Annotated in this window: 21 protein-coding genes and 3 pseudogenes; 16 read left to right on the plus strand and 8 right to left on the minus strand. The window is 62.5% G+C overall.

Annotated features, from left to right (window positions below; all coding sequences use genetic code 11):
* Window positions 1-615: 615 nt before the first annotated feature.
* The 6 genes from AC2S2E_RS04030 to AC2S2E_RS04055 all read right to left on the minus strand — a co-directional run bounded on the left by AC2S2E_RS04030 (window position 616) and on the right by AC2S2E_RS04055 (window position 5501).
* Window positions 616-1632, minus strand: coding sequence for an IS110 family RNA-guided transposase (locus tag AC2S2E_RS04030; RefSeq protein ID WP_486523785.1), 1017 nt, complete (start codon window positions 1630-1632; stop codon window positions 616-618).
* A gap of 87 nt (window positions 1633-1719) precedes the next feature.
* Window positions 1720-2010 carry a ribbon-helix-helix domain-containing protein gene (locus AC2S2E_RS04035; RefSeq protein WP_486523786.1) on the minus strand — a complete coding sequence of 97 codons (291 nt, stop codon included), beginning with the start codon at window positions 2008-2010 and terminating at the stop codon, window positions 1720-1722.
* 183 nt (window positions 2011-2193) lie between these two features.
* On the minus strand, window positions 2194-2994 hold the full coding sequence (gene istB, locus AC2S2E_RS04040) for an IS21-like element helper ATPase IstB (protein WP_486524544.1): 801 nt from the start codon (window positions 2992-2994) through the stop codon (window positions 2194-2196).
* 11 nt (window positions 2995-3005) lie between these two features.
* Window positions 3006-4526, minus strand: coding sequence for an IS21 family transposase (istA, locus tag AC2S2E_RS04045; protein WP_486523787.1), 1521 nt, complete (start codon window positions 4524-4526; stop codon window positions 3006-3008).
* A 97-nt stretch (window positions 4527-4623) separates the two neighbouring features.
* Window positions 4624-4971: a MobA/MobL family protein gene (locus AC2S2E_RS04050; protein WP_486523788.1), complete on the minus strand. Its 348-nt coding sequence runs from the start codon at window positions 4969-4971 to the stop codon at window positions 4624-4626.
* A 125-nt stretch (window positions 4972-5096) separates the two neighbouring features.
* Window positions 5097-5501, minus strand: coding sequence for a hypothetical protein (locus AC2S2E_RS04055; RefSeq protein WP_486523789.1), 405 nt, complete (start codon window positions 5499-5501; stop codon window positions 5097-5099).
* A gap of 177 nt (window positions 5502-5678) precedes the next feature.
* Here AC2S2E_RS04055 and AC2S2E_RS04060 point away from each other — a divergent pair, with 177 nt between their 5' ends.
* Window positions 5679-5894 carry a hypothetical protein gene (locus AC2S2E_RS04060; RefSeq protein ID WP_486523790.1) on the plus strand — a complete coding sequence of 72 codons (216 nt, stop codon included), beginning with the start codon at window positions 5679-5681 and terminating at the stop codon, window positions 5892-5894.
* Between the two features lie 27 nt (window positions 5895-5921).
* On the opposite strand, the gene AC2S2E_RS04065 is transcribed toward AC2S2E_RS04060, so the two are convergent.
* Both AC2S2E_RS04065 and AC2S2E_RS04070 read right to left on the minus strand, forming a co-directional pair.
* A complete protein-coding gene (locus AC2S2E_RS04065) occupies window positions 5922-6335 on the minus strand; it encodes a type II toxin-antitoxin system VapC family toxin (RefSeq protein ID WP_486523791.1) in 414 nt (137 codons plus the stop codon).
* Entirely contained in the window at window positions 6332-6598 is a 267-nt protein-coding gene (locus AC2S2E_RS04070; RefSeq protein ID WP_486523792.1) for an AbrB/MazE/SpoVT family DNA-binding domain-containing protein, read from the minus strand. The genes AC2S2E_RS04065 and AC2S2E_RS04070 overlap by 4 nt, the downstream gene beginning before the upstream one ends.
* 166 nt (window positions 6599-6764) lie before the next feature.
* Here AC2S2E_RS04070 and AC2S2E_RS04075 point away from each other — a divergent pair, with 166 nt between their 5' ends.
* From AC2S2E_RS04075 to AC2S2E_RS04145, 15 genes and pseudogenes are all read left to right on the plus strand, one after another.
* The gene (locus AC2S2E_RS04075; protein WP_486523793.1) at window positions 6765-8936 is read left to right on the plus strand and encodes a ParB/RepB/Spo0J family partition protein; all 2172 of its coding nucleotides are present in this window, start codon (window positions 6765-6767) and stop codon (window positions 8934-8936) included.
* Between the two features lie 107 nt (window positions 8937-9043).
* On the plus strand, window positions 9044-9511 hold the full coding sequence (locus AC2S2E_RS04080) for a DUF6878 family protein (RefSeq protein WP_486523794.1): 468 nt from the start codon (window positions 9044-9046) through the stop codon (window positions 9509-9511).
* A 10-nt stretch (window positions 9512-9521) separates the two neighbouring features.
* Window positions 9522-9884 carry a DUF6915 family protein gene (locus AC2S2E_RS04085; RefSeq protein ID WP_486523796.1) on the plus strand — a complete coding sequence of 121 codons (363 nt, stop codon included), beginning with the start codon at window positions 9522-9524 and terminating at the stop codon, window positions 9882-9884.
* Window positions 9885-9953: 69 nt separating this feature from the next.
* Window positions 9954-10487 (plus strand): hypothetical protein, encoded by a 534-nt coding sequence (locus AC2S2E_RS04090; RefSeq protein ID WP_486523798.1) that lies wholly within the window; start codon window positions 9954-9956, stop codon window positions 10485-10487.
* Window positions 10484-10699 (plus strand): hypothetical protein, encoded by a 216-nt coding sequence (locus AC2S2E_RS04095; protein WP_486523799.1) that lies wholly within the window; start codon window positions 10484-10486, stop codon window positions 10697-10699. Before AC2S2E_RS04090 ends, AC2S2E_RS04095 begins: the two co-directional genes overlap by 4 nt.
* Before the next feature lie 75 nt (window positions 10700-10774).
* Window positions 10775-11236 (plus strand): hypothetical protein, encoded by a 462-nt coding sequence (locus AC2S2E_RS04100; RefSeq protein ID WP_486523800.1) that lies wholly within the window; start codon window positions 10775-10777, stop codon window positions 11234-11236.
* Window positions 11236-11565, plus strand: a complete 330-nt coding sequence (locus AC2S2E_RS04105; protein WP_486524546.1) for a hypothetical protein — start codon at window positions 11236-11238, stop codon at window positions 11563-11565. Before AC2S2E_RS04100 ends, AC2S2E_RS04105 begins: the two co-directional genes overlap by 1 nt.
* Window positions 11562-12368 carry a DUF7007 domain-containing protein gene (locus AC2S2E_RS04110; RefSeq protein ID WP_486523802.1) on the plus strand — a complete coding sequence of 269 codons (807 nt, stop codon included), beginning with the start codon at window positions 11562-11564 and terminating at the stop codon, window positions 12366-12368. Before AC2S2E_RS04105 ends, AC2S2E_RS04110 begins: the two co-directional genes overlap by 4 nt.
* Window positions 12369-12542: 174 nt before the next feature.
* Complete coding sequence (glmS, locus tag AC2S2E_RS04115; protein ID WP_486523803.1) at window positions 12543-14366, plus strand: glutamine--fructose-6-phosphate transaminase (isomerizing); 1824 nt, start codon at window positions 12543-12545, stop codon at window positions 14364-14366.
* Window positions 14367-14703: 337 nt separating this feature from the next.
* A pseudogene (locus AC2S2E_RS04120) lies at window positions 14704-15644 on the plus strand (IS3 family transposase); the annotation flags it as partial.
* Window positions 15645-15836: 192 nt separating this feature from the next.
* Window positions 15837-16895 carry an IS110 family RNA-guided transposase gene (locus AC2S2E_RS04125; RefSeq protein ID WP_486522625.1) on the plus strand — a complete coding sequence of 353 codons (1059 nt, stop codon included), beginning with the start codon at window positions 15837-15839 and terminating at the stop codon, window positions 16893-16895.
* Between the two features lie 16 nt (window positions 16896-16911).
* Window positions 16912-17097, plus strand: a pseudogene (locus tag AC2S2E_RS04130) (IS3 family transposase); the annotation flags it as partial.
* Between the two features lie 194 nt (window positions 17098-17291).
* Window positions 17292-18506 (plus strand): annotated as a pseudogene (locus AC2S2E_RS04135) (IS256 family transposase).
* Between the two features lie 276 nt (window positions 18507-18782).
* A complete protein-coding gene (locus tag AC2S2E_RS04140) occupies window positions 18783-18977 on the plus strand; it encodes a hypothetical protein (RefSeq protein ID WP_486523805.1) in 195 nt (64 codons plus the stop codon).
* Window positions 18978-19073: 96 nt separating this feature from the next.
* The gene (locus tag AC2S2E_RS04145) at window positions 19074-23456 is read left to right on the plus strand and encodes a strawberry notch-like NTP hydrolase domain-containing protein (protein ID WP_486523806.1); all 4383 of its coding nucleotides are present in this window, start codon (window positions 19074-19076) and stop codon (window positions 23454-23456) included.
* Window position 23457 lies beyond the last annotated feature (1 nt).

Consider the following 23457-nt stretch of genomic DNA (forward strand, 5'->3'; position numbering starts at 1 on the left):
GCCCCATCCTATTACCGACATTCGCCAAATCGCCCGATCCAGCAGGTTATCCTTATCCTCTTCTTTGCCCTACTGCAGGACAAAGAATAGCCAGCCATTTATTTTTGACGTGAAATCGATACGAAACTTTTGGGCTCGCGTCGTGCGCGATCGCCGCGACATGATTGATCGAGAATTTACTACGCGATGGGCACCATCGGTCGATGGTGCGATGAGCTAGACATCAACAACAGACGATTGATCGTGTTGTCTTGGATACCGTCGGGCCTAGGCCTGAGCTATAGAAGTGGCCTGCTGCCGGTTAACCCGCAACCCCGGTCAATCTGGCGCCGTTTTCGAGCCGAGTGAATGAAGGTCGGCTTGGCCCAATCCGCAACCCAAAGGTGCCTTTCCGGAGTGTTGTCTAATTGATTCCTGCATTGCTCTTCCTTTTCCCCGTTTGCCAATGGTTGTCTTCGAGGTCACCGGACAGCTGGTGCGCTAAATATCCGGGCCTTCATGATCGCGGCCGGGCGGTTATGGATTGGACGTCTCTGGGTCCCCCTCGAGGTCAAAGCCTCGACACTCCGGTCGAGATCGTCCGGGCATGGCTGAAGGGAGGGAGTTTCGCGAAGGTCAGGCCCAGCGGAACTCGGTCTCGTTCAGCCAAAGTGAGTGAAGCAACACTGCCAGTTTTCGCGCCACGGCTACTCTGGCACGCCGGTTTCCTTTGGCCTCAGCAATCCGCAGGCCCCATTCTTGAAGGGCGAACGGGCGCTTAACCCTGCAAAGTACGATGTTTGCGGCTTCAAAGAGTGCGCGGCGCAGGAGCGGATCTCCCGCTTTGGAAATACCTCCGCGGACATCACGTTCGCCTGACTGGCTGCGCTTTGGCACCAAGCCGGCATAGGCTCCCACGTCTTCGCTTCGCGCGAAGCGGTGCGGATCCTCGATGCTGGCGGTGAATGTCAGGGCTGTGATGGGGCCGACGCCTGGGACACTCATCAGTCGGCTGCAGACAGGATCGGCGCTCGCGCGGCTTTCCAACAAGCGGTTCGACGCGCGCAACTGCTGCTCCATCACCTCAATGGAAGCAACCAATGGCGCGAAAAGGGCTTCCAGGTCCGGGCGCTGGCGATAAAGCGCCGCAAGCCTTTCCGCACGTTTAGCTGGCGTAGTGACTTGGCCCATGCGCAGACCGAAAAGCTTGAGCAATCCACGTAGCTGATTGGCCATGGCAATCCGAGCCGTGATCAATTGTGACCGAACGCGCAGCGCTGCTCGGTCGATGTGCGTTGCCGAAGCTTTCATGCGGACCCGCTTGAACCAACCAGTGCGAGCAAGCTGAGCAAGGCCCTCTGCGTCATGGACATCGCTTTTATTGACCCGCGCCGACAGCACTCCCTTTGCATGGCGAGCGCAAATGCACTCAACAGGCAGACCACGTTCCGCCAGGCCATGATAGAGGAAGGTCGAAAGAGGCCCGGTTTCCAAAACGACACGTTGAAGATCCGGGCAATAACGATTCAGCCATTTCCCCAGAACCTCGGGATCGCTCACGACCACGTCGCGTTTCAGAATAGTTCCATCCGCAGCAACAGCACACAAATGCGTGGTCTTGTCGCTCACATCCAATCCGGCATAAATCGACATCGGTCACCCTCCTGCATTGAAGCGTTCACGCGACTTCGTACCATGTCGGAGGGTGGCTACATCAATTACGCGGTGTCCCATTCATGGTCATTCACCCACCGGGCTTTGCCCATATTTGCGAAGGACATCATCGAAAGCCTCGGCCATCAGTTCCTGAAGGCTAAGGCCATGTTTGCGGGCACAGACATGCATGGCGAGGGACATCTCGGGAGAGAAGTACGCGGCGATGGCCTTGCGCCCAGCGCGGCTGTTCGATCTGGGCGTGGTGCGGAGCGATGCTTTGGCGTTAGCGCCATCGTCATTGCCAAGCATTGCAGGCTCGGGCTGCGGTTTATGGCTGACTTTTGGCTTGTCGGCTAGGTTGGCAAAGCGGCTCATTTGCTCACACTCCCTCATTGTGTCAACACTGGGATAAAAACGGGCCAGGCACCGATTTAAAATGGGGCCAGTTGGTTTGAATAAAAAGCCCCAGGGTTGAGGCTGGACAGCATCGGCAGCGGGGAAGCGGCTGTAGCGGAGCGGAAGCCGATTTCCCGCTGCCGATGGCCGCCTTTTGTCAGGTCATTTGGCCTCCCCCCTGTCCTTCTGGCGTTTGCGGCTGCTGGCGAGGCGGAAGCTGTCGCCATTCATCTCGAGAATGTGGACGTGGTGTGTCAGCCGGTCGAGCAGGGCGCCGGTCAGGCGCTCGGAGCCGAACACCGATGTCCACTCATCGAAGGGCAGATTGCTGGTGATCAGCGTGCTGCCGCGTTCATACCGCTGGCTGAGCACCTCGAACAGCAGTTCGCCGCCCACCGCGGTGAAGGGAACATAGCCCAGCTCGTCGAGGATCAGCAGCTTCACCGAGGCCAGATGCTTTTGCAGGCTGCGCAGTCGCCGTTCATCGCGCGCCTCCATCAGGTCATGGACCAGCGCCGCAGCGGTGGTGAAGGCCACGCTGTGCCCCTTCTGGCATGCGGCCAGTCCCAGCGCGAGGGCGGTATGGGGCTTGCCGGTGCCACTGGGGCCCAGCGCAATGACATTGCGCCGCCGCTCGATCCATTCCCCGCGCGCCAGTTCCAGCACCAGCGCCTTGTTCAGCGATGGCTGGGCCGCAAAGTCGAAGGTGTCAAAACTCTTGGTATGCGGGAACCTGGCCATGCGGATGCGACGCTCGACCATCCGGCGTTCGCGGTCGATCCGCTCCAGTTCGCACAGGCGCAGCAGATAGCGCGGGTAATCGGCCCGATCCTGCGCCGCCTCGAAGGCCACTTTCTCATATTCGCGCGCGAAGGATGGCAGCTTGAGCGCTTTGAGGTGGTTTGCCAGCAGCACGGCGGGCGGCACGCTGGTGGGTTCTATCTCGATGGCTGGCAGTGGCATCATGGGATCGCTCATGCCGTCACTCCTGTCGCCGGGGTGCCGGACTGCGTGAGCAGGCCCATATAGCTGCGCGGGTCGGTGCGCCCAACATGGGCGCGTGGCAAGTGCGGGTAAAACTGCAGATCGAGGCGCGGCACGCGCTGTTCAAGCCGGGCCAGCGCGATCATCTTGACCGCATCGAAGCTGATTGCCCCCATGTCCAGCGCGCGGGCCACCGACCATTCCACCAGGGATTGCTCAAAGCGTTCGCACAGCCGCAGCACCTGGATGAACTCGCGCCGCCCCTCTTTGCCGCTGCGCGCCTCCATCAGTCGTCGAATGCGATGCATCGGTTCAGCGAGCATCCAGCCATCCAGTGGCGCTGCCTGATCAAGCGCACGGGGTTTCTGTTCCAACAGCGCCAGATAGTGCAGCGGATTGGCGATGAAGTCCTCACGCTCATAGCTGCGTGGGTGCACCGCGATCTGCTCCCCGCCGCAGATGATGGCAACCCGGTCGACATAGCCTTTGATGACAACCTCCTGGTGGGCATAGGCCGTTGGCACCGAGTAATCATTGGTGCGATAGCGCACCAATGACATCGACGAGGCCCGTCCCGTCACCATGTGGCAGGGATCGAACGGCACCGCAGGTAGCGGCATGAAGGCTGCCAGATCAGCCACCAGCCTTTCACCGATGCTGTGTTCATGCCCACGCAAGATGGCCTGCCGGCGCTCCATGCATTGGTCGAGGAAGCGCGCGTTCAGTGCATCAAAGCTGGGCGCCTCCGGCCTTGGCACCATGAAGTGGCGCCGGGAATAGCCGACCAGCCCCTCAACCTTGCCTTTGTCATTGCCCTTGCCGGGGCGGCCGAACTTGTCAGCAAACAGGTAATGGCTTTGCAGCGTGGAGAACATCCGGCTGCGCTCGCGCGTCCCATCACCCAGGATCTGCGCCACCGCCAGCTTGGTATTGTCATACAGGATCGATTGCGGAATGCCGCCGAAGAAGGCGAAGGCCGCCACGTGCCCTTCGCAAAAGGCTTCGGCCACCTCGGCAGGATAGGCCTTGATGAACGGCGCATCGCTGTGCGGCAGATCCATGCAGAAATAGTGGAACCGCACCAGCTTGCCGTCGATGATCCCGTCGGCCTCGCCGAAATCTACCTGTGCGTGCCCCGGCTTGTGGCTCAGGGGTATGAACACCTCGCGGCTGCGCAGCTTGGCCCCCGCCACATAATCGCGGACAATGGTGATGCCGCCGGTGAAACCATGCTCATCGCGCAAACGCTCGAAAATGCGGGCGGCGGTGTGTCGCTGCTTGCTGTGCACCTTGCGATCATCCGCCAGGATCTGGTCGATGATGTCGGTAAATTCAGCCAGCTTGCGGCTGTAGGTTTGCCCGCTCCGGCCATGCGCCCCCGGTTCCGGAAAGCACAGCATCTTGTCGACAGTCTTGCGGTTGATCCCAAAATACCGGGCGGCCCCGCGACGGCTCATCCCGTCAATCAGCACGGCGCGGCGGACCTTCTGATAAAGCTCCACTCTCTTCATCCTCCACCCCCGCCCAAAAGCAGAGGTCTAGCAGGACTGGCCCCTTTTTATTCCGGTGAGACCGGCCGATCCGTGGCCCCTTTTATTCCCGGTGTTCTCAGGCGGTGAATTCCTGCGCGACATAGGCGCGGACAAGGTCGGTGCCCTGTTTCACGGTCATTTCGCGCGGGATGGCGATCTCGATTTCGCGGGCCAGTTGCGCATCGCGTCGCAACTCGGCGGCTTCCACGTCATTCCACAACCGCTGCCGATCCAGCCATTGTCCGAAGACCGGATCGGGCAGCAGGATCGCGCTATGCACGACACCTTGCCTTGCTGTGTAATCCCAGGTCTTGTTGCGGGCCTTGTCACCGAGCCGGGAGGCTGAACGGAACGCGGCCTCAGCGATGCAACTGCGCCCCTGGCTGCGTCCGATGATCTGTGCGGAGAAGTGGTAAATCGCCATGACGACTCACCAATTACGCCGTCATTCGCGCGATGACATGCGTTTCGTGCGCGCCCCCTCGTGAAAAAATCCCGCTACGGCCTATGGTGTTTCAAGCCTTTCCGCCGCCGGCTGTCGCGGCCAGGCTAATTGTTGGCGGAGTTGCTGTGCGACTTCACCCTCACCGCTTCGACCACGACGATGATCGGCGTCTTGCCATCCACCGAGAACCGGATGGACTCGCTTGCACGGGCGGCTGTATTGATGGGGGCGATGTCGCGGGTGATCGCTCCGCCTTTGGCGCCGATGACCGTCACCGTGGCGGGTTCGGCCATCGGGCCAACGGTGATCGTATAGACCGCACCGCCTTGCAATGCGGGCCATGTGCCAAAATCCGCCTTCCCGGTCGCATCGGTGGTGCGTGTGGCACAGCCGCCTCCAGGAATCTTCCCCAGGCTGACGCCCGCGCCTTTGAGCGGCGCTCCTGCCTGCGCCGGTGTCGCGCAAGCCAAACCAGCCAGTGCGAGTGTCAGAATAGCGGTATGGCGCATGATCGTACTCCCCCATCTGTTTATGGACGCCATTCTATCCGACCGCGATGAAGCGGCTCTGACCGGGATCAGCGCAGGACAATAGAGCGAAACGCAGAGGGAAAGGAAGGCCGGGGCCTTCGTGACGGGCTGATAGCCGGGAGAGAGACTTCCAGCGGTCCGTCATGGAGAATTCCCATGACCTGTTCCTCGAAAATCCGCCTGTTTTCCCGCCTGCGTGGGCGTGTCCGCTCGGCTCTGGTGGTGGACGCCACGCCGCAGATGCTGGCTCTCGATGCCGAATTGCGCGCTGGCGAAAAGCGATTGCCCAAGGGTATTGCACTCGCTCTCGTGCTGGGGCTGTCGCTTGCAAGCTGGGTGGGCCTTATTGCGCTGGTCAGGGCGATGCTCTGACCAATGGGGGATCTTGTCGGCGCTCAGTCAGACAGTGATGGTTTCAACCTTGCACCGCCGTGCGGCGGCAAGCAGATCGTTATCGCCCGACGCCAGCGGCTTGCCAAGGCGCAACGCCAGTTCGAGATAGGCCGCATCATTGGGTGTCAGCCCTTCCTCGCGCGACAGTGTCCGGGTTGCGTCCCATGCGTGTAAGGCTGTTTCCTCATCCACAGTAATGGGCAACCGCGCTAGCCGGGCCAGCGACAGATCGGCATGGGCTTCATCGCAGCGCTTTCGGCGGACCGCGCTTCGCAGCACGTTGGCAACTTCAAGGTGCCATAGCGACGGTACGACCGCGCCTTTATCCGCCACGCGCTGCAAGGTTGCCAGGGCACCGGGCGTTTGCTCATCCTCAAACAGCCAGGCGATCGTCATTGCCGCATCAAGGACAAGGTTCACCTGCGGCGCCCCTCATCGCGCAACTCGCGGATCGACAGCCCGCCCAGCCTCTGACCCGCCGCGCCAGCGATGATTTCGGCGGCAGCCGCCTGGGCATCACGCTGCGCCACGGCCTTTGCCGCGCGCCGCCGGATCAAGATGTCGCCATCTGCGGCCTCGATCTCCACCGCCTCGCCATCGTTAAGCCCGAGGCTGCGGGCAATCTCGTGGGGCACGCGGATTGCGAGGTTCTTTCCCCATTTGCCGACAATGACCTCTGACATGGCATGAGTCTCCTATGGGAATATTCTGGCATATCCCGTCAGGACCGGCAAGCCGGAGCAGGTGGCCTGCCTGCGGCCGGCCGGAGAGGAAGAGGGCGGAAGGGGAATGGGTGACGGGCTGGGAGTCGGGAGAGAGTTTTCCGGCGGTCCGTCATGGAGAAAACCGATGGCCAAAGCGCCTCAGAAGATCACCCTCAGCGGCTCGCGCGACATTCCCTTCAACCAGTTGGTGCTGTCGCAGTCCAACGTCCGCAAGATCAAGGCTGGTGTGAGCATCGCGGAACTGGCCGATGACATCGCCCGCCGCACCTTGCTGCAAAGCCTCAATGTGCGCCCCATCCTGGATGCCGAAGGTCAGGAGACCGGCCAGTTCGAGGTGCCTGCTGGCGGGCGCCGCTTCCGCGCGCTCGAACTGCTGGTGAAGCAGAAGCGCCTGGCGAGGGATGCCGCCGTCCCCTGCGTGGTCAAGCCCGCCCATGGCGATGTGTCCGCTGAGGAAGACAGCTTTGCGGAAAACACGTTCCGCGAACAGCTCCACCCCCTCGACCAGTTCCGGGCGATGCAGGCCATGATCGACAAGGGCGAGGATATCGAGGCGATTGCCGCGCATTTCCTGGTGACGCCCGCCGTGGTGCGCCAGCGGCTGAAGCTGGCGGCGGTCTCGCCTGCGCTGCACGAGGTCTATGCTGAAGATGGCATGACGCTCGAACAACTCATCGCCTTTGCCGTGTCGGACGATCACGCCCGTCAGGAACAGGTCTGGGAATTGCTGGCGCATAGCTACAACAAGTCGGCTGGCTATATCCGCCAGAAACTGACCGAGAACACGGTGCGCGTCGCCGACAAGCGGGTGCGCTTCCTTGGCACCGAGGCTTATCTCGCGGCGGGCGGCTGTGTGATGCGCGACCTGTTCGAGCCTGATGACGGTGGCTGGCTGGTCGATCCGGTGCTGCTCGACCGTCTGGTCGGCGAGAAGCTTCAGGCCGAAGGCGAGCGCATTGCCGCCGAAGGCTGGAAGTGGGTGGCAACCGCTATCGACATGCCGTGGAGCGCGACCCAGGGCATGAACGAAATCACCGGCAGCGAACAGCCGATGTCGCCTGAAGATGAGGCTACCCTTGCCACGCTTCAGGCCGAAGCCGAGGCGTTGGAGGGGGAATGGGCCGATGCGCCCGAAGTGCCCGAGGAGATCGACACCCGGTTGACGGCTATCGAAGCTGCCATCGGTGTGCTGCTCGAACGGCCGGTGACCTATGACCCGGCGGATATGGCGCGGGCGGGTACGTTCGTGTCGATCGATCGCGATGGCGAACTGACCATCGAACGTGGCTATGTCCGTCCCGAGGACGAGCCCGTGGCGCAAACCGCCACCGATGCCGAGGCCGACGCCGACGAGCGTGATGCGGATGCTCATGGGCAGGATAGCGAGGAAGTCGGCACGGGCGCGGTGGTTTCCTTCGGGCCGAATGTCACCGCGATCACCACGGCGTCGGGTGAGGATGAAGATGGCGATGAGGAAGTGGTCAAGCCGCTGTCGGATCGTCTGGTCGCCGAACTCACCGCCTGGCGCACCCTCGCATTGCAGGACGCCTTCGCGCAAAGTCCCTCGACGGCTTTCGCGGCGGTGCTGCATGGTTTCGTGATCGACGCCTTCTATTCCTTCAGCCGCGAATCCTGCCTGGAAATCTCGCTCAGCAAGGTGTCGTTCAACCATGCGCCGAGCAGCCTCAAGGACAGCGCTCCGGCGCGGGCCATTGCCGAGCGGCACAAGCGCTGGAAGGCGCGTTTGCCTGAATCCGACAAGGATCTGTGGGATGCGCTGATCAAGCTCGATGGCAATGAGCAGGCGGCACTGTTCGCCCATTGCGCCTCGCTGGCGGTCAATGCACAGCAGGAGGTGGTCCCCAAGTATGACAATGGTCGCATCTCGAAATCGGCCATCGAGCGGCGCATCACCCATAGTCATGTGTTGGCGCGGGCAGTCGGGCTCGATGTCATCGGTGCGGGCTGGCGCCCGACGGTGGCGGATTATTTCGGGAGCGTCACCAAGCCGCGGATCCTTGCCGATGTGACCGAAGCCAAGGGTGCGCGCTTTGCCGAGATGATCGACCATCTCAAGAAGGGCGACATGGCCCGCGAGGCCGAGCGACTGTTGGAAGACAGCGCCTGGCTTCCCGAAGTGATGCGCACGCCCGATGCGCTCGACATTTTCGCAGCGACCGACGAGGCGGTTGAGGATGAGGCTCAGCCGCTGCCCGCCTTCCTCGACGAGGAACACCCGATTGCAGCCGACAATGACGATGGGAACGACGGTGCCGACGCGCAAGTGGCGGCCTGACACGTCCTCGATGCCAGGGGCGGGGCGGCTTCGGTCGTCCCGCCGATTCTCCAGCCTCCCGACACCCGGAGCTTCGGCCCGGGTGTTTTCATATCAGGAATTGCGCCATGACGCAGACAAATGCTCCGGTGATCGACGTCGCCGTGATTCTTCAAAAGCAAGCCGCTTGGGAAGTGGCAGCCAACGCTCTCATCCCGGAAAACAAGGCAGGCCTGTTCGCGGCCCTCGCCTCGGCGGGCATCACGCGCGTTGTCGTCACTTTCGACGGCTACGGTGACAGCGGGCAGATCGAGGCGGTTGAAGCCTTCAGCGGTGACGATGCATTCGAGCTGCCCGATCAGCCGGTCGAGATCCGATCGCTGCATTACAATTCTGTCAACGCGACCGTCGCGACGCACCCCGTTGCCCAAGCCATTGAGAGTCTGTGTTACGCCCTGCTGGGGCAAACCCACTGCGGTTGGGAGAATAACGACGGCGCCTACGGCGAGATCACTTTCGATGTCGCAGGGAACCTGATCGCGCTCGACTATAATGAGCGGTTCACCTCGTCCGAATCCCATTGGCACGAATGGTAAGGAGGCGGCGATGGGACATTGTTATCATCACGCGCTGTCATCGGTGCGCAAATGGGGCGGCGAGGCTGAAGACTATCTGGCGTTGCACCAGTGGTTCGACGAATCCAAATCCATCACCGCCGATTTCCGGCATCGCGCGCTGCGCCATCACGCCGAGGGCATTTTCATGCTCGAACGCTTCTTTGGCGCGACAATCACCATCTCGACGGGGCGGGTCGTTCCTGTCCGCCTGATCGGGGAACAGCACATTCGTGAGGATTTGGGTTTCATCCCGAGTTTTGCCGATTGGGTACGGTGCGTGCGCCCCGAACCATGGATGGGCCGTGCCCAGCCAATCCATCGGGACGTCGATCCTTTCGCGATCACGGCCTGAGTGATCACATTCCCGTTCCACACGAAGCCCGGCCTTGCGCCGGGCTTCGGCATTTTAAGGAGGCCTATCATGGCAGACTATTATTTCCCGACCGTGATCCGGCCGAGCATTCCGCTCGCCGCAATCACGCCGCTCGAACATGCGCTGCTTTGCCGGATGTTCGAGCATGAGAGCGATGGCGATACGCTCTATTTTTTCTCCAGCGAAGGCACATCGAGCACCGTCTGTCTCGACGCTGCCGATGTGAAGGCGATGCTGGCCGATGAGATCATCGCGGAGGACAGCGTTGCGGCCTTCGTGCGCGACAGGCTGGCAGAGGCCGATCCCAACGAAGCGGAGCTGGAACTCGACCTGTCCGATTTCGATGAGACGCGGATCTTCCAACAGATCGTGCGGCGCTGCGCCGATCTCGATCATGTCGTCATCATCTCGGCCTGGACCTGCACCAGGATGCGTCCGGACGGTTTCGGTGGCTGCGTCACCGTGGTGACCACTGACGCCATCCTGTCGAGTTCCACCGGTGAGATGGAGGCGCACCTGCTCGACCGCGCCGACTATGCGACCTCGGCTGCGCACCGGGCCATGGCAAGCATCCGGTCGTGACCTTGGCCGAGGATGAGGTGCGTTCGATGATCGTCGATGTCCAGACAGCCTATGCCGAAACCGATATCGGCACGGTGACGGTTAGCGATGAGCATATCCGCAGAGCCTGCCTCACACTGATCCCGAGGCTGGATGTCGATGAGCAGCTTCGCAGCATCGAGTTCAACGCGGCGATGGCCGCGATCCGCATGGCGCAGGCTGCGTCTGCCTGAATCGTTTCTTCCCCAACCATCCCCCTCGAAAGCCCGGCCATCGCGCCGGGCTTTCGCGTTTTCAGGAGTATGACCATGTCCGCTCAGCATATTTTCGATGCGCCGCTCGGTAGCTTGATCGCTTTTTCCAACGGTGAACCCCGCCCGCCCGAACGCTTCCGGCGCAAGCTGGCCCTCTGGGAGCAGTGCAATGGCACGGGCCGCCTCACCGAACGCAGCCCGGCTTCGGGCAATTCACCGGCAAGTTTCGCGCTGCATCTTCGCGATTACGGTAGCCAGGGTGTGATCGTCATGAAGGTCCGCCGCATCTACACCCTCGACAGCGCCTTGCATTTCGAGATCGTCGAGACTCCGCGGTCCGGCATGGTGCGGGTGATCACCAGCTTCGCCGGGCGCGACGAATTGCTATACTTGGCGCCGGTTGTGGCCACCGCCGAAGCATGGATGGCGAGTCATCATTATTCCAACATGCGTGCCGAGATCGTCGGTGATGCTGACCCGGCTGCGCAGCCCTCCATCCAGGGGAGGGCTGCGTGATGCAGGACCAGCAAACACTTGCGCAGACCGAGTGCGTTGGCGAGGTGAAGCGCTATTTCGTGCATGTCTATGCGACCATCCGCATCAAGGTCGCAATCGATGCCCAGGATCATCGCGCGGCGATGGAAGCGGCGGATGCGGTGGCGTTCGGCGAAAGCCAGGCTGTCCGGTTGACCCCTGATCACCCCGCAGTGATGGACACTGATTTCGCCGATGAGGTTACCGAGTATCTCGTCGATGAGGATGGCGACAGCACTTTCAGCCGCTCGCGCAGCTACGGTCCTCATTTTGCGCCCATTGTGCATTCTGGCGAAAGGAAAGCGGCATGAACGCGATCCTCGTCGATTACGGCATCACTGCCGATGGGCTCCTTGCTGCGCGCGTTGACGATCTGGCCTATATCGCCATTCCGGTTCGGGACGGTATTCGGTTGGCCTCTGGCTGGCGCCTGTCCCGCCCGATCAGCGAATGGACCGAAGCCGATGTTTACGGCAGCGAGGGTACGGTGGCCGATGAAGCCGGCTTTCGCGCGCATGTCGCAAGCGTGGCTCAGCACCTGACCCAGCGCGAGGCTCTTGGGCGCAAAGAGACGTATATCCGCGTCTCAACGCCCTGGGGAATGTCGCAGAGCGCGACCGTATATGCCGACGGCATCGTCTGTCATTCCACCGCCTCGCATGGCGGGTTCAAGCTCGATCGTACGCGCAATGCGGCGCTCCATCCGGCGTTGCGGATCAAGGGAGGCTGGTTCGAGGAGGATCAGCAGTGGTCGCGGGTTGCCACGGGCTTTCCAGACCTTTTCACCGACCGGGAAAAAGCCGATGCCGAACGCACCCTCAGGGAGTGGGAACCCGAGGTCTGGGAAGCGGTCTATGGGCGCGTGCTTGGGCCGGAGGAATCCTTCATGCGCGACCGTCAGCGTTTCGAGCGCGAACATGCGCATGACTGGGTGGTGATTGCAGCCGTCCGGTCGGATCGGTATCCCGGTTTCGTCGAGGCCGTCGCAACTATCGGGGGGCGCCGTGATGGCGGACAGCAGCGAGGGTTTCTGGTGGCGCGTGACGAATATTCCGCCGGGCGGCATGGCTTCGTGATCAATCCCAACCATCACGATGAAGTTGGGCCGATCTAGCACAGTGCCATCAACTTGCCGTTCATGGGGGAATAGGGATTGTAAGATTTTCCGACACTTTTGTTGTGAGGTGGGCAACGGTCTTCTAAGCCAACCAAAAGACGCATTGGGTTAAGGATAGCTGATTCCCGGTGCTCGACAGGTCCACAAGGCAATCAAGAGGTAGCATCGCGCATGTGCGGCATTATCGGAATCGTTGGTAAGAAAGAAGTGGCGGAGCGGCTGGTCGATGGCCTGCGCCGCATGGAATATCGCGGCTATGACAGCGCCGGCGTCTGCACCGTCCAGGATGGCGAACTGATCCGCCGCCGCGCGCCTGGCAAGCTGATGAACCTGGTGAAGGAACTGGCTGTCAACCCGGCGCCGGGCCTGACGGGCATCGCCCATACCCGCTGGGCCACCCATGGCGCCCCCACCGCCAGCAACGCTCACCCGCATGCGACGGGCGAGGTGGCGCTGGTCCACAACGGCATCATCGAGAACTTCAAGCACCTGAAGGACGCCCTCGGCGCGCGCGGCCGCGTGTTCGAAAGCGACACCGACACCGAGGTGGTTGCCCACCTCGTCTCCGAAGGGGTGGAGGCAGGGCTGTCGCCGGCGGACGCGGTGAAGGCTGCCCTGCCGCAACTGCGCGGCGCCTTTGCGCTGGCCATCGCCTTCCGCCAGCACCCGGACATGTTGATCGGCGCGCGCCTCGGCTCGCCGCTGGTGCTGGGCTTTGGCGAGGGCGAGACCTACCTCGGCTCGGACGCGCTGGCCCTGGCGCCGCTGACTCAGAAGATCTGCTATCTGGAGGAGGGCGACTGGGTGATCGTCAAGGCCGATGGCGTCCAGATCTTCGACAAGGACAACAACGCCGTCACCCGCCCGGTGGTGGCCAGCGGCGCCAGCACGGCGGCGATCGAAAAGGGCAACTTCCGCCACTTCATGCAGAAGGAGATCTACGAGCAGCCCACCGTGGTCGCCCAGACCCTGCGCTCCTACGTCCGCCAGGTCGACGAGAGCGTCGCCCTGCCCCAGATCGACTTCGACCTCTCCACGATCAACCGCGTCACCATCGTCGCCTGCGGCACCTCGTACTACGCCGGGCTGGTGGCCAAGTACTGGTTCGAACAGTTTGCCCGCCTGCCGGTGGACATCGATGTCGCCAGCGAATTCCGCTACCGCGACCCGGTGCTGGAGCCGGGCGGCCTTGCCCTGTTCATCAGCCAGTCGGGCGAAACCGCCGACACGCTCGCCGCCCTGCGCCACTGCAAGGCCCATGGCCAGACCATCGCCGTCGTCGTCAACGTGCCGACCAGTTCAATGGCGCGCGAGGCCGACCTGCTGTTGCCCACTCACGCCGGGCCGGAAATCGGCGTGGCCTCCACCAAGGCTTTCACCTGCCAGCTGGCGGTGCTGGCGGCGCTGGCCGCGCATCTGGCGGTCAAGCGTGGCCGCCTCAACCGCGAGGAAGAGCGGCATGTGGTGGCGCAACTGGTCGAGACCCCGGCAGCGCTGAACGCGGCGCTGGCCTTCGATGACGAGATCGCGGCGATGGCCCACCTGATCGCGCCGGCGCGCGACGTGCTGTACCTGGGGCGCGGCCAGGATTACCCGCTGGCGCTGGAAGGCGCGCTCAAGCTGAAGGAAATCAGCTACATCCACGCCGAAGGTTATGCCAGCGGCGAGATGAAGCATGGCCCCATCGCCCTCATCGACGAGAACGTGCCGGTGATCGTGCTGGCGCCCAGCGGGCCTTTGTTCGAAAAAACAGTCAGCAACATGCAGGAGGTGCGCGCGCGCGGCGGCAAGATCGTGCTGATCAGCGATGCCGCCGGGCTGGAGGAGGCCGGCGAGGGTTGCCTCGCCACCATCGAGATGCCATCCGTCCACCCGCTGATCGCGCCTTTGGTCTATGCCGTGCCGGTGCAATTGCTGGCCTATCACGTCGCCTGCGTGAAGGGCACCGATGTCGATCAGCCGCGCAACTTGGCGAAGAGTGTAACAGTAGAATAATGCTCCGTGCGATCTTTCGTAACCTGAAATAGAGCCGGTTTCGTCCGTCGGAACCGGCTTTTCGCCTGACGGTCAGGGCCACCATGCGATGAGCGTACTGCATCGTACTATGCCAGGCCGGAGCGCCCCGTTTATTATTTCTGTGGCAGCCTCGTCTCGTGGCGTCAAATCATGCTACCGCAGATCCAAACTGAAGTTCGCTGTTCACCTGACCGCCAAGCGTTCAGGGCGAACTCATGCCTCAGCACCGTGCTCTCAGGCTGCCATCAACTTGGACTTGTAACGGTTTTGCGCCGGTCACCTGAGCGTTTTAAGCTCGCAAGAGGAGACCGACGAGATGATCAAGCATTCAGAAGAGTTCAAGCAGGAAGCGGTGCGCATTGCGCTGACCAGTGGGCTATCGCGTGAGCGGGTGGCTGCCGATTTGGGGATCGGCAAGTCGACGCTGGGCAAGTGGATTGCGCATTATCGGCCAACAGACCTGACCGCAGCGCCACAGGTAGACCTGGCACGTGAGAACGAACGGCTCCGCCTTGAGAACCGCGTGCTCAAGGAGGAGAGGGATATCCTAAAAAAGGCCACGCAGTTCTTCGCGAGCCAACGGCCGTGAGGTTCGCGTTCGTGGAGAGCTGGCGCCATGTCTGGCCGGTGGAGACGATCTGCCGGGTGATGCGTGTCAGTCCGCGCGGCTATCGCTCATGGCGCACGCGACCGATCAGCCAGCGTGCGCGCACGGATATGAAGGTTCTGGCCCATATCCGGGAACAGTATCGCCTGAGCCTTGGCAGCTACGGTCGTCCTCGCATGACGATGGAGCTCAAAGAGGCGGGCCTCGATGTCGGTGAGCGCCGCGTTGGCAGGCTAATGAAGATCAACGGTATTCGGCCCGTTCGCACCCGCAGGCACAAGGTGACCACCGATAGCCATCATCGCCTGGGTGTTGCCGCCAACTGGCTGGATGGCGATTTTGTCGCTGCTGCACCCAACCAGAAGTGGGCGGGTGACATCACCTATATCTGGACGTCTGAAGGCTGGCTGTACCTCGCCGTCATCCTCGATCTGCATAGCCGCCGCGTTGTGGGCTGGGCAGTCAGCGACCGGATGAAGAAGGACTTGGCGATTAGGGCGCTGGACATGGCGGTGCGCCTCCGCAACCCGCCGCCAGGCTGCATCTTCCACTCTGATCGAGGCAGCCAATATTGTTCCTATGCCTATCAGAAAAAGCTTCAGGCTTACGGCCTGCGGCCATCGATGAGCGGCAAAGGAAATTGTTACGACTGTGATAACCTGCTGCGGCCTGATGGTCTGACCCATGCTACGATTGACCGCGTGTCATTGCGTTGACGTGTCGGCCATCAGGTCGCCCCGGCAACGGGCGAGATGTGACTTTATAGGAGCCTGACGGGTTCGCCCCTTCACAGTCCTGTCCTCTCTGTGCGGTGCCCGGGCACCGCGCAGAGAGGACAGGACATGAGCGACATAACGACCAACGCCGTAATCATCGGCGTCGATACGCACAAGGCCACGCATGTCGCTGTGGCAATCGATACCAAAGGCAGCCGCCTGGCAGCCTTCTCGGCTCCGGCGACAACCAAAGGCTATATTGCGCTCGAAGACTGGGCGTGTGCGATCGGCGCGATCACAGCCTTTGGTATCGAAGGAACGGGATCATATGGTGCTGGCTTGTCGCGTCACCTCCTTGCCCAAGGGCACAAGGTCGTCGAGGTAACGCGACCCAATCGACAGCTGCGCTATCAGCACGGCAAAACTGACAGCTTGGATGCCGAGGGAGCAGCCCGTTCCGTGCTAGCCGGGCAAGCGATCGCCGAACCCAAAACCCACAGCGGGTCGGTCGAGATGATCCGGCACCTTAAGATCGCTCGCGACACGGCCGTCAAAAGCCGGTCACAGGCCATGGTGACGCTGAAAACCTTGATCATCAATGCGCCCGCGTCGCTTCGCGACGGTCTTGATCAGATCAGCGGCAAAATCGCACTGATCCGGCATATCGCCGCGTTCAGGCCAGGTGCACTCACCTCGACCACCGCGTCGGCCAAAGCCGCTATGCGCGCCCTAGCGCGACGCTGGCTCGCGCTGCACGATGAAATCCAGGCGCATGACAAGGCGCTCGAACAACTCGTCGTCGCCCGCGCGCCGACATTGATCGCAGCGCACGGAATCGCCACGATGACAGCGGCAGAGATGCTCATCCTGGTCGGCGACGATCCTAACCGGATCCGTTCCGAATCCGCGCTCGCCAAGCTCTGCGGCGTTTGTCCAATCCCGGCGTCGAGTGGCAAAACCAACCGCTTCCGGCTTAATCGCGGCGGCAGTCGGCAAGCCAATGCCGCGCTCTATCGTGTCGCGATCGTACGGATGCGCAACCATCCGCCAACTCTCGCTTATGTCAGCAAACGTAAGAAGGACGGCAAAAGCAACCGCGAGATCATCCGCTGCCTCAAACGCTACATAGTCCGCGAAATTTTCACTCACCTGTGTCGCCCGGAAACAGCCTCGGCAGATGCTTGACAAATATAGGAGCCTCAACGCCTCTGTCGAAACGTTTTTCAAATCGCTGAAGGCTGAACTGATCTGGCGGCAGAAATGGCCGACACGGCGTCAGGCCGAAGCCGCAATCTTCCAGTACATCAACGGGTTCTACAACACCCGCAGGCGTCATTCATATCTGGGCGGTATCAGCCCGATCGCTTTCGAAGCCAAGGTGGCATAATGAGATAGGTGACCGGCGCAAAACCGTTACAAGTCCAAGTGTTAGCGTCCGCGTTCATGGTGTAATATCCGGTGTATGAGCTGGTGAATTTGGGGTGGGGCATGCCCCACCCCAAATTCGGCGGCTCTGGTGGCCACCGGGCTCATCGTTATGGTGGAGTTGTGAGACTTCAACCTGACGAAGAGGAATTCCCGATGACCGATGCCAGACTACTGATTGAAGAGCTTTCTGCGAAGAGCGGCGACGGTGATTTTTTACGCGCCATTGCCGAGAGCGTGATGCAGATCATCATGGAAGCCGACGTTGACGGCCTGATCGGCGCCGGCCGCCACGAACGCAGCGGTGAGCGCGCCACCTGGCGCAACGGCTACCGCGACCGTTCGTTGGACACCCGGGTCGGCACCCTCAACCTCAAAATACCCAAACTGCGAACCGGCACCTACTTCCCCGCCTTCCTGGAACCCAGGAAGATGGTTGAGAAGGCGCTGGTGGCCGTAATCCAGGAGGCGTGGATTGGCGGCGTCAGCACGCGCCGGGTCGATGAACTGGTACAGGCCATGGGCATGACCGGCATCTCCAAGTCATCGGTGTCCAAGTTGTGCAAGGACATCGACGAGCGGGTGCTGGCCTTCCTCAAACGCCCGCTCACCGGCGAATGGCCCTACATCTGGCTTGATGCCACGTATCTCAAGGTCCGTGAGGGCGGGCGGATCATCAGCGTTGCCGCGATAATCGCCGTTGCCGTCAACACCGAGGGCCGCCGCGAGATCGTCGGCCTGCATATCGGTCCCAGCGAAGCCGAGACCTTCTGGGCCACCTTCCTGAAGGACTTGGTGCGCCGCGGCCTGACCGGCGTGAAGCTGGTCATCTCCGATGCCCACGAAGGCCTCAAGGCGGCGATCACCCGCGTCATGGGCGCGACCTGGCAGCGCTGCCGCGTCCACTTCATGAGGAACGCGCTGGCGCACGTGCCCAAGGGCCAGCACACCATGGTCTCCGCCGCGATCCGGCAGGCGTTCATCCAGCCCGACCAGGCCAGCGCCGTCCAGACCTGGCGTCACGTCGCCGACCAGTTGCGCCCGCGCTGGCCCAAGCTCGGTGCCTGCATGGATGACGCCGAAACCGACGTGCTCGCCTAAACCGGCTTCCCCACCCAGCACCGCACGAAATTACACTCGACGAATCCACTCGAGCGGCTGAACAAGGAAGTGAAGCGCCGCGCCGACGTCGTCGGCATCTTCCCCAACGAGGACAGCATCATCCGCTTGGTCGGGGCAGTCCTCCTCGAGCAGAACGACGAGTGGCAACTCCAGCACCGCTACATGCAGATCGAAGGCTTCACCGAATTAGTACAGCCCATGATCGAGGAGGAAAACCAGCCCCTGAACATCACCGCCAAGGCCGCCTGACGATGAACCCAGACCACCGCCGAAATTACACCACCTTGACGGACGTGACCAGTCCAAGTTTCCTCCTCGAAACTTCGGGCGTAGATGATCAGTCGGTCATATTGCTCCCATTCTCTTGCGGCCCTTCCCGCCTGTTGGACGCCCGATAAGGGGCATGGCCTCATATCCATCAACCCGTAGACGGGTTCCCCTCGCTTCACTCGGTGACGGTTTCGTCCAACCCCTTGTTTCCGGCGTCAGCGGGAATGGTTCCGCCATAGGAAAAGGAAGCAGCTTATGCCCTACGACACACCCACCTATGGCTCCGATGATATCGTGGTCTGGCCTGACGGCACCTGGGCAACGCTCGGTGAGGTCCGGGCTGGCGATTATGCGCATATGTCCGATGATTATGAGATTGTCCGGTGCGACGGCCATGCGCGGTTGAAGGCGTTGGGCCTTGGCGAGGATCTGTATCTCGATCCGGGGTGAGAGGGAGAGTGGGGCCGGGAGGAAGTGGCCCTGCCGGGGGTAGAGAGAGTGTCCGGCGGGGTTGCTCCATTCCTGCTCTCCCGGAGACCTTCCACCATGACCAACCACCGTTCCAGCACCGCGCTGAACCTCGTGCCCGATGCCGCTCGCCAGGATTTTGCCGCGCGCGCGGACAATCTGCTGGCCGCTGCCCGACTGCTCCTGCCCGCACTGGAAGGGGGGCGCGTAATCGATGCGGCCACTTTGCGCGAGGCCATGGTGCAGGCTTTCGGCGGCAGCGACGCCCAAGGCGCCTGGGACTGGAAAAGCGCCTATGACGCCTGCGAGGCGGCGGCGATCCTGTTCCTCAGAAAATACGGCGCCGGGATCGTTGCGCGCGAACCGACTGCAGCGCTGGCACTGATCGAGCGCATCGCCAGCCTGCTGCCGACCCACACGCGCCGTTCGGAAACCTCGCAGGCACTCCAGCAATTTTCGACGCCGATGGGGCTTGCCTATGTGGCCGCCTGCGCCGCTGCGCTCTCGCCTGCCGACAGCGTTCTGGAACCCTCGGCAGGCACCGGCATGCTGGCGGTTCACGCGCATCTGTCGCGCGCTGGCCTCGCCCTTAATGAATATGCTGAAACGCGCGGAGAACTTATTGCCCGGCTGTTTCGAGGGGCGCGGGTCTGGGCGCATGACGCGGCCTCCATCGATGACCGGCTGACGCCGAGTGTCAGGCCGACGGTGGTTCTGATGAACCCGCCTTTCTCGGCGGTGGCGCATGTCGAGCGTACCATGAAGGATGCTGCCCTGCGCCATATTGCCTCGGCACTCTACCGGCTCGAACCCGGTGGTCGACTGGTGGCGATTACGGGCGCGGGCTGTTCGCCCAATAGCCCGGCATGGCATGAGAGCTTCAAGGCGCTGCAAGCGTTCGGTCGCGTGGTGTTCACCGCCGCCATCGACGGCAAGGTCTATTACAAGCACGGCACCACCATCGACACGCGCATCACCGTGGTCGACAAGCTGCCTGCCGAAAACGCCGACCAGTTCCCTGCCGACGCCGGACTTGCACCCGACACGGCAACGCTGCTGCGATGGGTGCTGGACCAGGTGCCGCCGCGCCTGCCCGTGACGCTTCCTCCTCCGCCACCGCCCGCCACGACGCAGGCCATCGTATTGCCGATCACGGGTGCCCCTACTGCCCGGCCTGCGGTGGTCAAGACGCCCGCGCCCGCGACCACTGGTGAGCAAGCGGGCAAGACGGAGGAGGCTGTTCCCGACCTCACCTATGAAACGGTGGATTGGATACCACCCGCCGACCGGCTCGGTGACAGCATCTACGAGCCCTATATGCTCCAGTCGATCATCATCCCTGGCGCTGGCGCGCATCCGACGCCGCTGGTGCAATCCGCCGCCATGGCTTCGGTGGCGCCGCCCAAACCCTCCTACCGGCCACATTTGCCGCCGCAGTTGGCGATGCTCGGCATCCTGTCCGACGCGCAGATCGAATCGGTGATCTATGCGGGCGAAGCCCATGCGGGACATCTCTCGGGCGCATGGAAGGTCGATGCGACCTGCGACATCGTTACCGCCGCGCCAGAGGGTGCCGAAGATGCTGTCCGTTTTCGCCGGGGCTGGTTCCTCGGCGATGGCACCGGCGCGGGCAAGGGGCGGCAGGTCGCGGCGATCATTCTCGACAATTGGCTGAAGGGCCGACGCAAGGCGCTGTGGCTGTCGGTCTCGGATCGGTTGCTTGAGGATGCCCAGCGTGACTGGTCCGCGCTCGATCAGGAACGGTTGCTGGTGACGCCCTTGTCGCGTTTCAAGCAGGGCAGCGCCATCCGCCTCGACGAAGGCGTGCTGTTCACCACCTACGCGACGCTGCGCTCGCAGGAGCGCGGGGGCAAGAAATCGCGCGTCGATCAGATCATCGAATGGCTGGGCGCTGATTTCGACGGGGTGATCGTGTTCGACGAGGCGCACGCCATGGCCAATGCCGCTGGTGGCAAGGGCGCGCGCGGGGATGTCGCCGCCTCGCAGCAGGGCCGCGCCGGGCTTCGGCTTCAACATGCGCTGCCCAATGCCCGCATCGTCTACGTCTCGGCCACTGGCGCGACGACCGTGCAGAACCTTGCCTATGCCCAGCGCCTCGGTCTCTGGGGCGGCGATGATTTCCCGTTTGCGACGCGGGGCGAGTTCGTCACCGCGATCGAGAATGGCGGGGTCGCGGCGATGGAGGTGCTCGCGAGGGATCTGAAAGCGCTGGGGCTCTATGCAGCGCGCTCGCTGTCTTTCGATGGCGTCGAATATGAGATGCTCGAGCACCGGCTGACTTCCGAGCAGGTTCGCATTTATGACAGCTATGCTTCGGCTTTCGAGGTGATCCACAACAATCTGGATGCCGCGCTCGAAGCCGCCGGTGTCACCAGTTCCGAGCATGGTACGCTGAACCGTCAGGCCAAAGCGGCTGCTAAATCCACATATCAGGGGATGCTCCAGCGCTTCTTCAACCATCTCATCACCAGCATGCAGACACCCGCCGTTATCGCCAGCATCGAGCGCGATCTGGCGGCCGGCCACGCTGCCGTGGTGCAGATCGTTTCGACCGGTGAGGCGATGCAGGAACACCGCCTCGCCGAGATCCCGACCGATGAATGGAACGACGTCTCTGTAGACATCACGCCGAGGGACGGCGTTCTCTCCTACCTCGAGCACAGCTTCCCGGTGCAACTCCACGAGCCGTTCACCGACAGCGAGGGCAACTTTTCGTCCAGGCCGGTGACGGATGCGGAGGGGAACCCCGTGGTCAATCGCGAAGCCGTGCGTTTGCGCGATGCGATGATCGAGCGGCTTGCGGCCTTGCCGCCGGTTCCCGGGGCGCTGGACCAGATCGTCCAGCATTTCGGGACGGAGATGGTGGCCGAGGTCACGGGGCGGTCGCGGCGCGTGGTGCCCAAGCAGCGCGACGACGGCACGGTGCGCTTTGCGGTCGAGAACCGTCCGGCCTCGGCGGCATTGCATGAGACCGATGCCTTCCAGAGCGATCAGAAGCGTATCCTGGTGTTTTCCGAAGCGGGTGGCACGGGCCGGAGCTATCATGCCGATCTCGGTGCGGTGAACCAGCGCCGCCGTATCCATTACCTGCTCGAAGCGGGCTGGAAGGCCGATGCCGCGATCCAGGGCTTCGGGCGCACCAATCGCACCAATCAGAAACAGCCGCCGCTGTTCCGGCCAGTTTCGACCGATGTGAAGGCGCAGAAGCGCTTCATCTCCACCATCGCCCGGCGTCTCGACTCACTGGGTGCGATCACGCGCGGCCAGCGCCAGACCGGCGGACAGAATATGTTCCGGCCCGAGGACAATCTGGAGAGTTGGTACGCGCGTGATGCGTTGCGCCAGCTTTATGTGCTGCTCGGGCGCTGCAAGGTCGAGGGCTGCTCGCTCGCCCGCTTCGAAGCGGCAACCGGCCTGTCGCTGCTCGACAGCGAGGGTGGGCTGAAGGATGAACTGCCCGGCATCAACACCTTCCTCAACCGTATGTTGGCGCTCACCGTCGCCATGCAGAACCTGCTGTTCGAGGCGTTCGAGGGCCTGCTCACCGCCCGGATCGAACAGGCGCAGGCATCGGGCAGTTATGAGGTTGGGCTGGAGACCTTGCAGGCCGAGAGCTTCCGCATCGTCGGCCGCGCGCCGATCTACACCCATCCGGGCACCGGCGCGCAGACTTCGCTGCTGACGATTGAGCGCAAGGATCGGCTCATGCCGCTGTCGCTGGCCGACGCGCTGGAGCAGGCTGATACGCGGGGGGCGAAACTGCTGGTGAATGCGAAATCCGGCAAGGCCGCCATCCAGCGCCGGGCACGCAGCGTCATCGATGATGATGGAGGCGTGCATTCGCGCGTGCGCCTCGTCTGGCCGCTCAAGGATGCGGTGATTCCCGCCGAGACGCTGCTCGCCGCCGAATGGGAAGAAGCGGATCGGGCGACGTTCAGCGCGGCGTGGGAGGCCGAGCTTGTGGGGCTGCCTGAGCATCAGATTTCGACGCTGCATATGGTGTCGGGGCTGCTGCTGCCGATCTGGAAATTGCTCCCCGACGAATCGACGCGCATCTATCGGCTTCAGACCGATGATGGCGAGCGCGTGATCGGCCGCCGCGTTTCCCCGGCCTGGGCGGCGCGGGTCGCAAATGACGACGGTCCGGTCAGGCTGGCCGGCGAGGACGCCATGGCCATGCTGATGTCCGGCGAAGCCACGCTGCTGCTGGCGGGCAACCAGAAACTCCAGCGGGTTCGCGCGATGAACGACTGGCGGATCGAACTCAGCGGCTTCAACGATCTGGGGGTCGAGCGATTGAAAGCCATGGGCTTGATCTCCGAGATCGTCTCGTGGAAGCTGAAGCTCTACGTGCCGACAGGGGCTGTCGGCGTTGGCGTGCTGGAGCGCCTGTTCGATCGTTTCCCGATCGAACGGATTTCCTCGCGTCAGGCCGCCTGAG

The sequence above is a fragment of the Novosphingobium sp. 550D genome, from assembly GCF_057401885.1.

Excerpts from the sequence above, each read along its gene's own strand:
- AC2S2E_RS04030 (WP_486523785.1), bottom strand. The coding sequence starts at position 1,632 with ATGTCGATTTATGCCGGATTGGATGTGAGCGACAAGACCACGCATTTG.
- AC2S2E_RS04035 (WP_486523786.1), bottom strand. The coding sequence starts at position 2,010 with ATGAGCCGCTTTGCCAACCTAGCCGACAAGCCAAAAGTCAGCCATAAA.
- istB (WP_486524544.1), bottom strand. The coding sequence starts at position 2,994 with ATGCCACTGCCAGCCATCGAGATAGAACCCACCAGCGTGCCGCCCGCC.
- istA (WP_486523787.1), bottom strand. The coding sequence starts at position 4,526 with ATGAAGAGAGTGGAGCTTTATCAGAAGGTCCGCCGCGCCGTGCTGATT.
- AC2S2E_RS04050 (WP_486523788.1), bottom strand. The coding sequence starts at position 4,971 with ATGGCGATTTACCACTTCTCCGCACAGATCATCGGACGCAGCCAGGGG.
- AC2S2E_RS04055 (WP_486523789.1), bottom strand. The coding sequence starts at position 5,501 with ATGCGCCATACCGCTATTCTGACACTCGCACTGGCTGGTTTGGCTTGC.
- AC2S2E_RS04060 (WP_486523790.1), top strand. The coding sequence starts at position 5,679 with ATGACCTGTTCCTCGAAAATCCGCCTGTTTTCCCGCCTGCGTGGGCGT.
- AC2S2E_RS04070 (WP_486523792.1), bottom strand. The coding sequence starts at position 6,598 with ATGTCAGAGGTCATTGTCGGCAAATGGGGAAAGAACCTCGCAATCCGC.
- AC2S2E_RS04075 (WP_486523793.1), top strand. The coding sequence starts at position 6,765 with ATGGCCAAAGCGCCTCAGAAGATCACCCTCAGCGGCTCGCGCGACATT.
- AC2S2E_RS04080 (WP_486523794.1), top strand. The coding sequence starts at position 9,044 with ATGACGCAGACAAATGCTCCGGTGATCGACGTCGCCGTGATTCTTCAA.
- AC2S2E_RS04085 (WP_486523796.1), top strand. The coding sequence starts at position 9,522 with ATGGGACATTGTTATCATCACGCGCTGTCATCGGTGCGCAAATGGGGC.
- AC2S2E_RS04090 (WP_486523798.1), top strand. The coding sequence starts at position 9,954 with ATGGCAGACTATTATTTCCCGACCGTGATCCGGCCGAGCATTCCGCTC.
- AC2S2E_RS04100 (WP_486523800.1), top strand. The coding sequence starts at position 10,775 with ATGTCCGCTCAGCATATTTTCGATGCGCCGCTCGGTAGCTTGATCGCT.
- AC2S2E_RS04105 (WP_486524546.1), top strand. The coding sequence starts at position 11,236 with ATGCAGGACCAGCAAACACTTGCGCAGACCGAGTGCGTTGGCGAGGTG.
- AC2S2E_RS04110 (WP_486523802.1), top strand. The coding sequence starts at position 11,562 with ATGAACGCGATCCTCGTCGATTACGGCATCACTGCCGATGGGCTCCTT.
- glmS (WP_486523803.1), top strand. The coding sequence starts at position 12,543 with ATGTGCGGCATTATCGGAATCGTTGGTAAGAAAGAAGTGGCGGAGCGG.
- AC2S2E_RS04125 (WP_486522625.1), top strand. The coding sequence starts at position 15,837 with ATGAGCGACATAACGACCAACGCCGTAATCATCGGCGTCGATACGCAC.
- AC2S2E_RS04140 (WP_486523805.1), top strand. The coding sequence starts at position 18,783 with ATGCCCTACGACACACCCACCTATGGCTCCGATGATATCGTGGTCTGG.
- AC2S2E_RS04145 (WP_486523806.1), top strand. The coding sequence starts at position 19,074 with ATGACCAACCACCGTTCCAGCACCGCGCTGAACCTCGTGCCCGATGCC.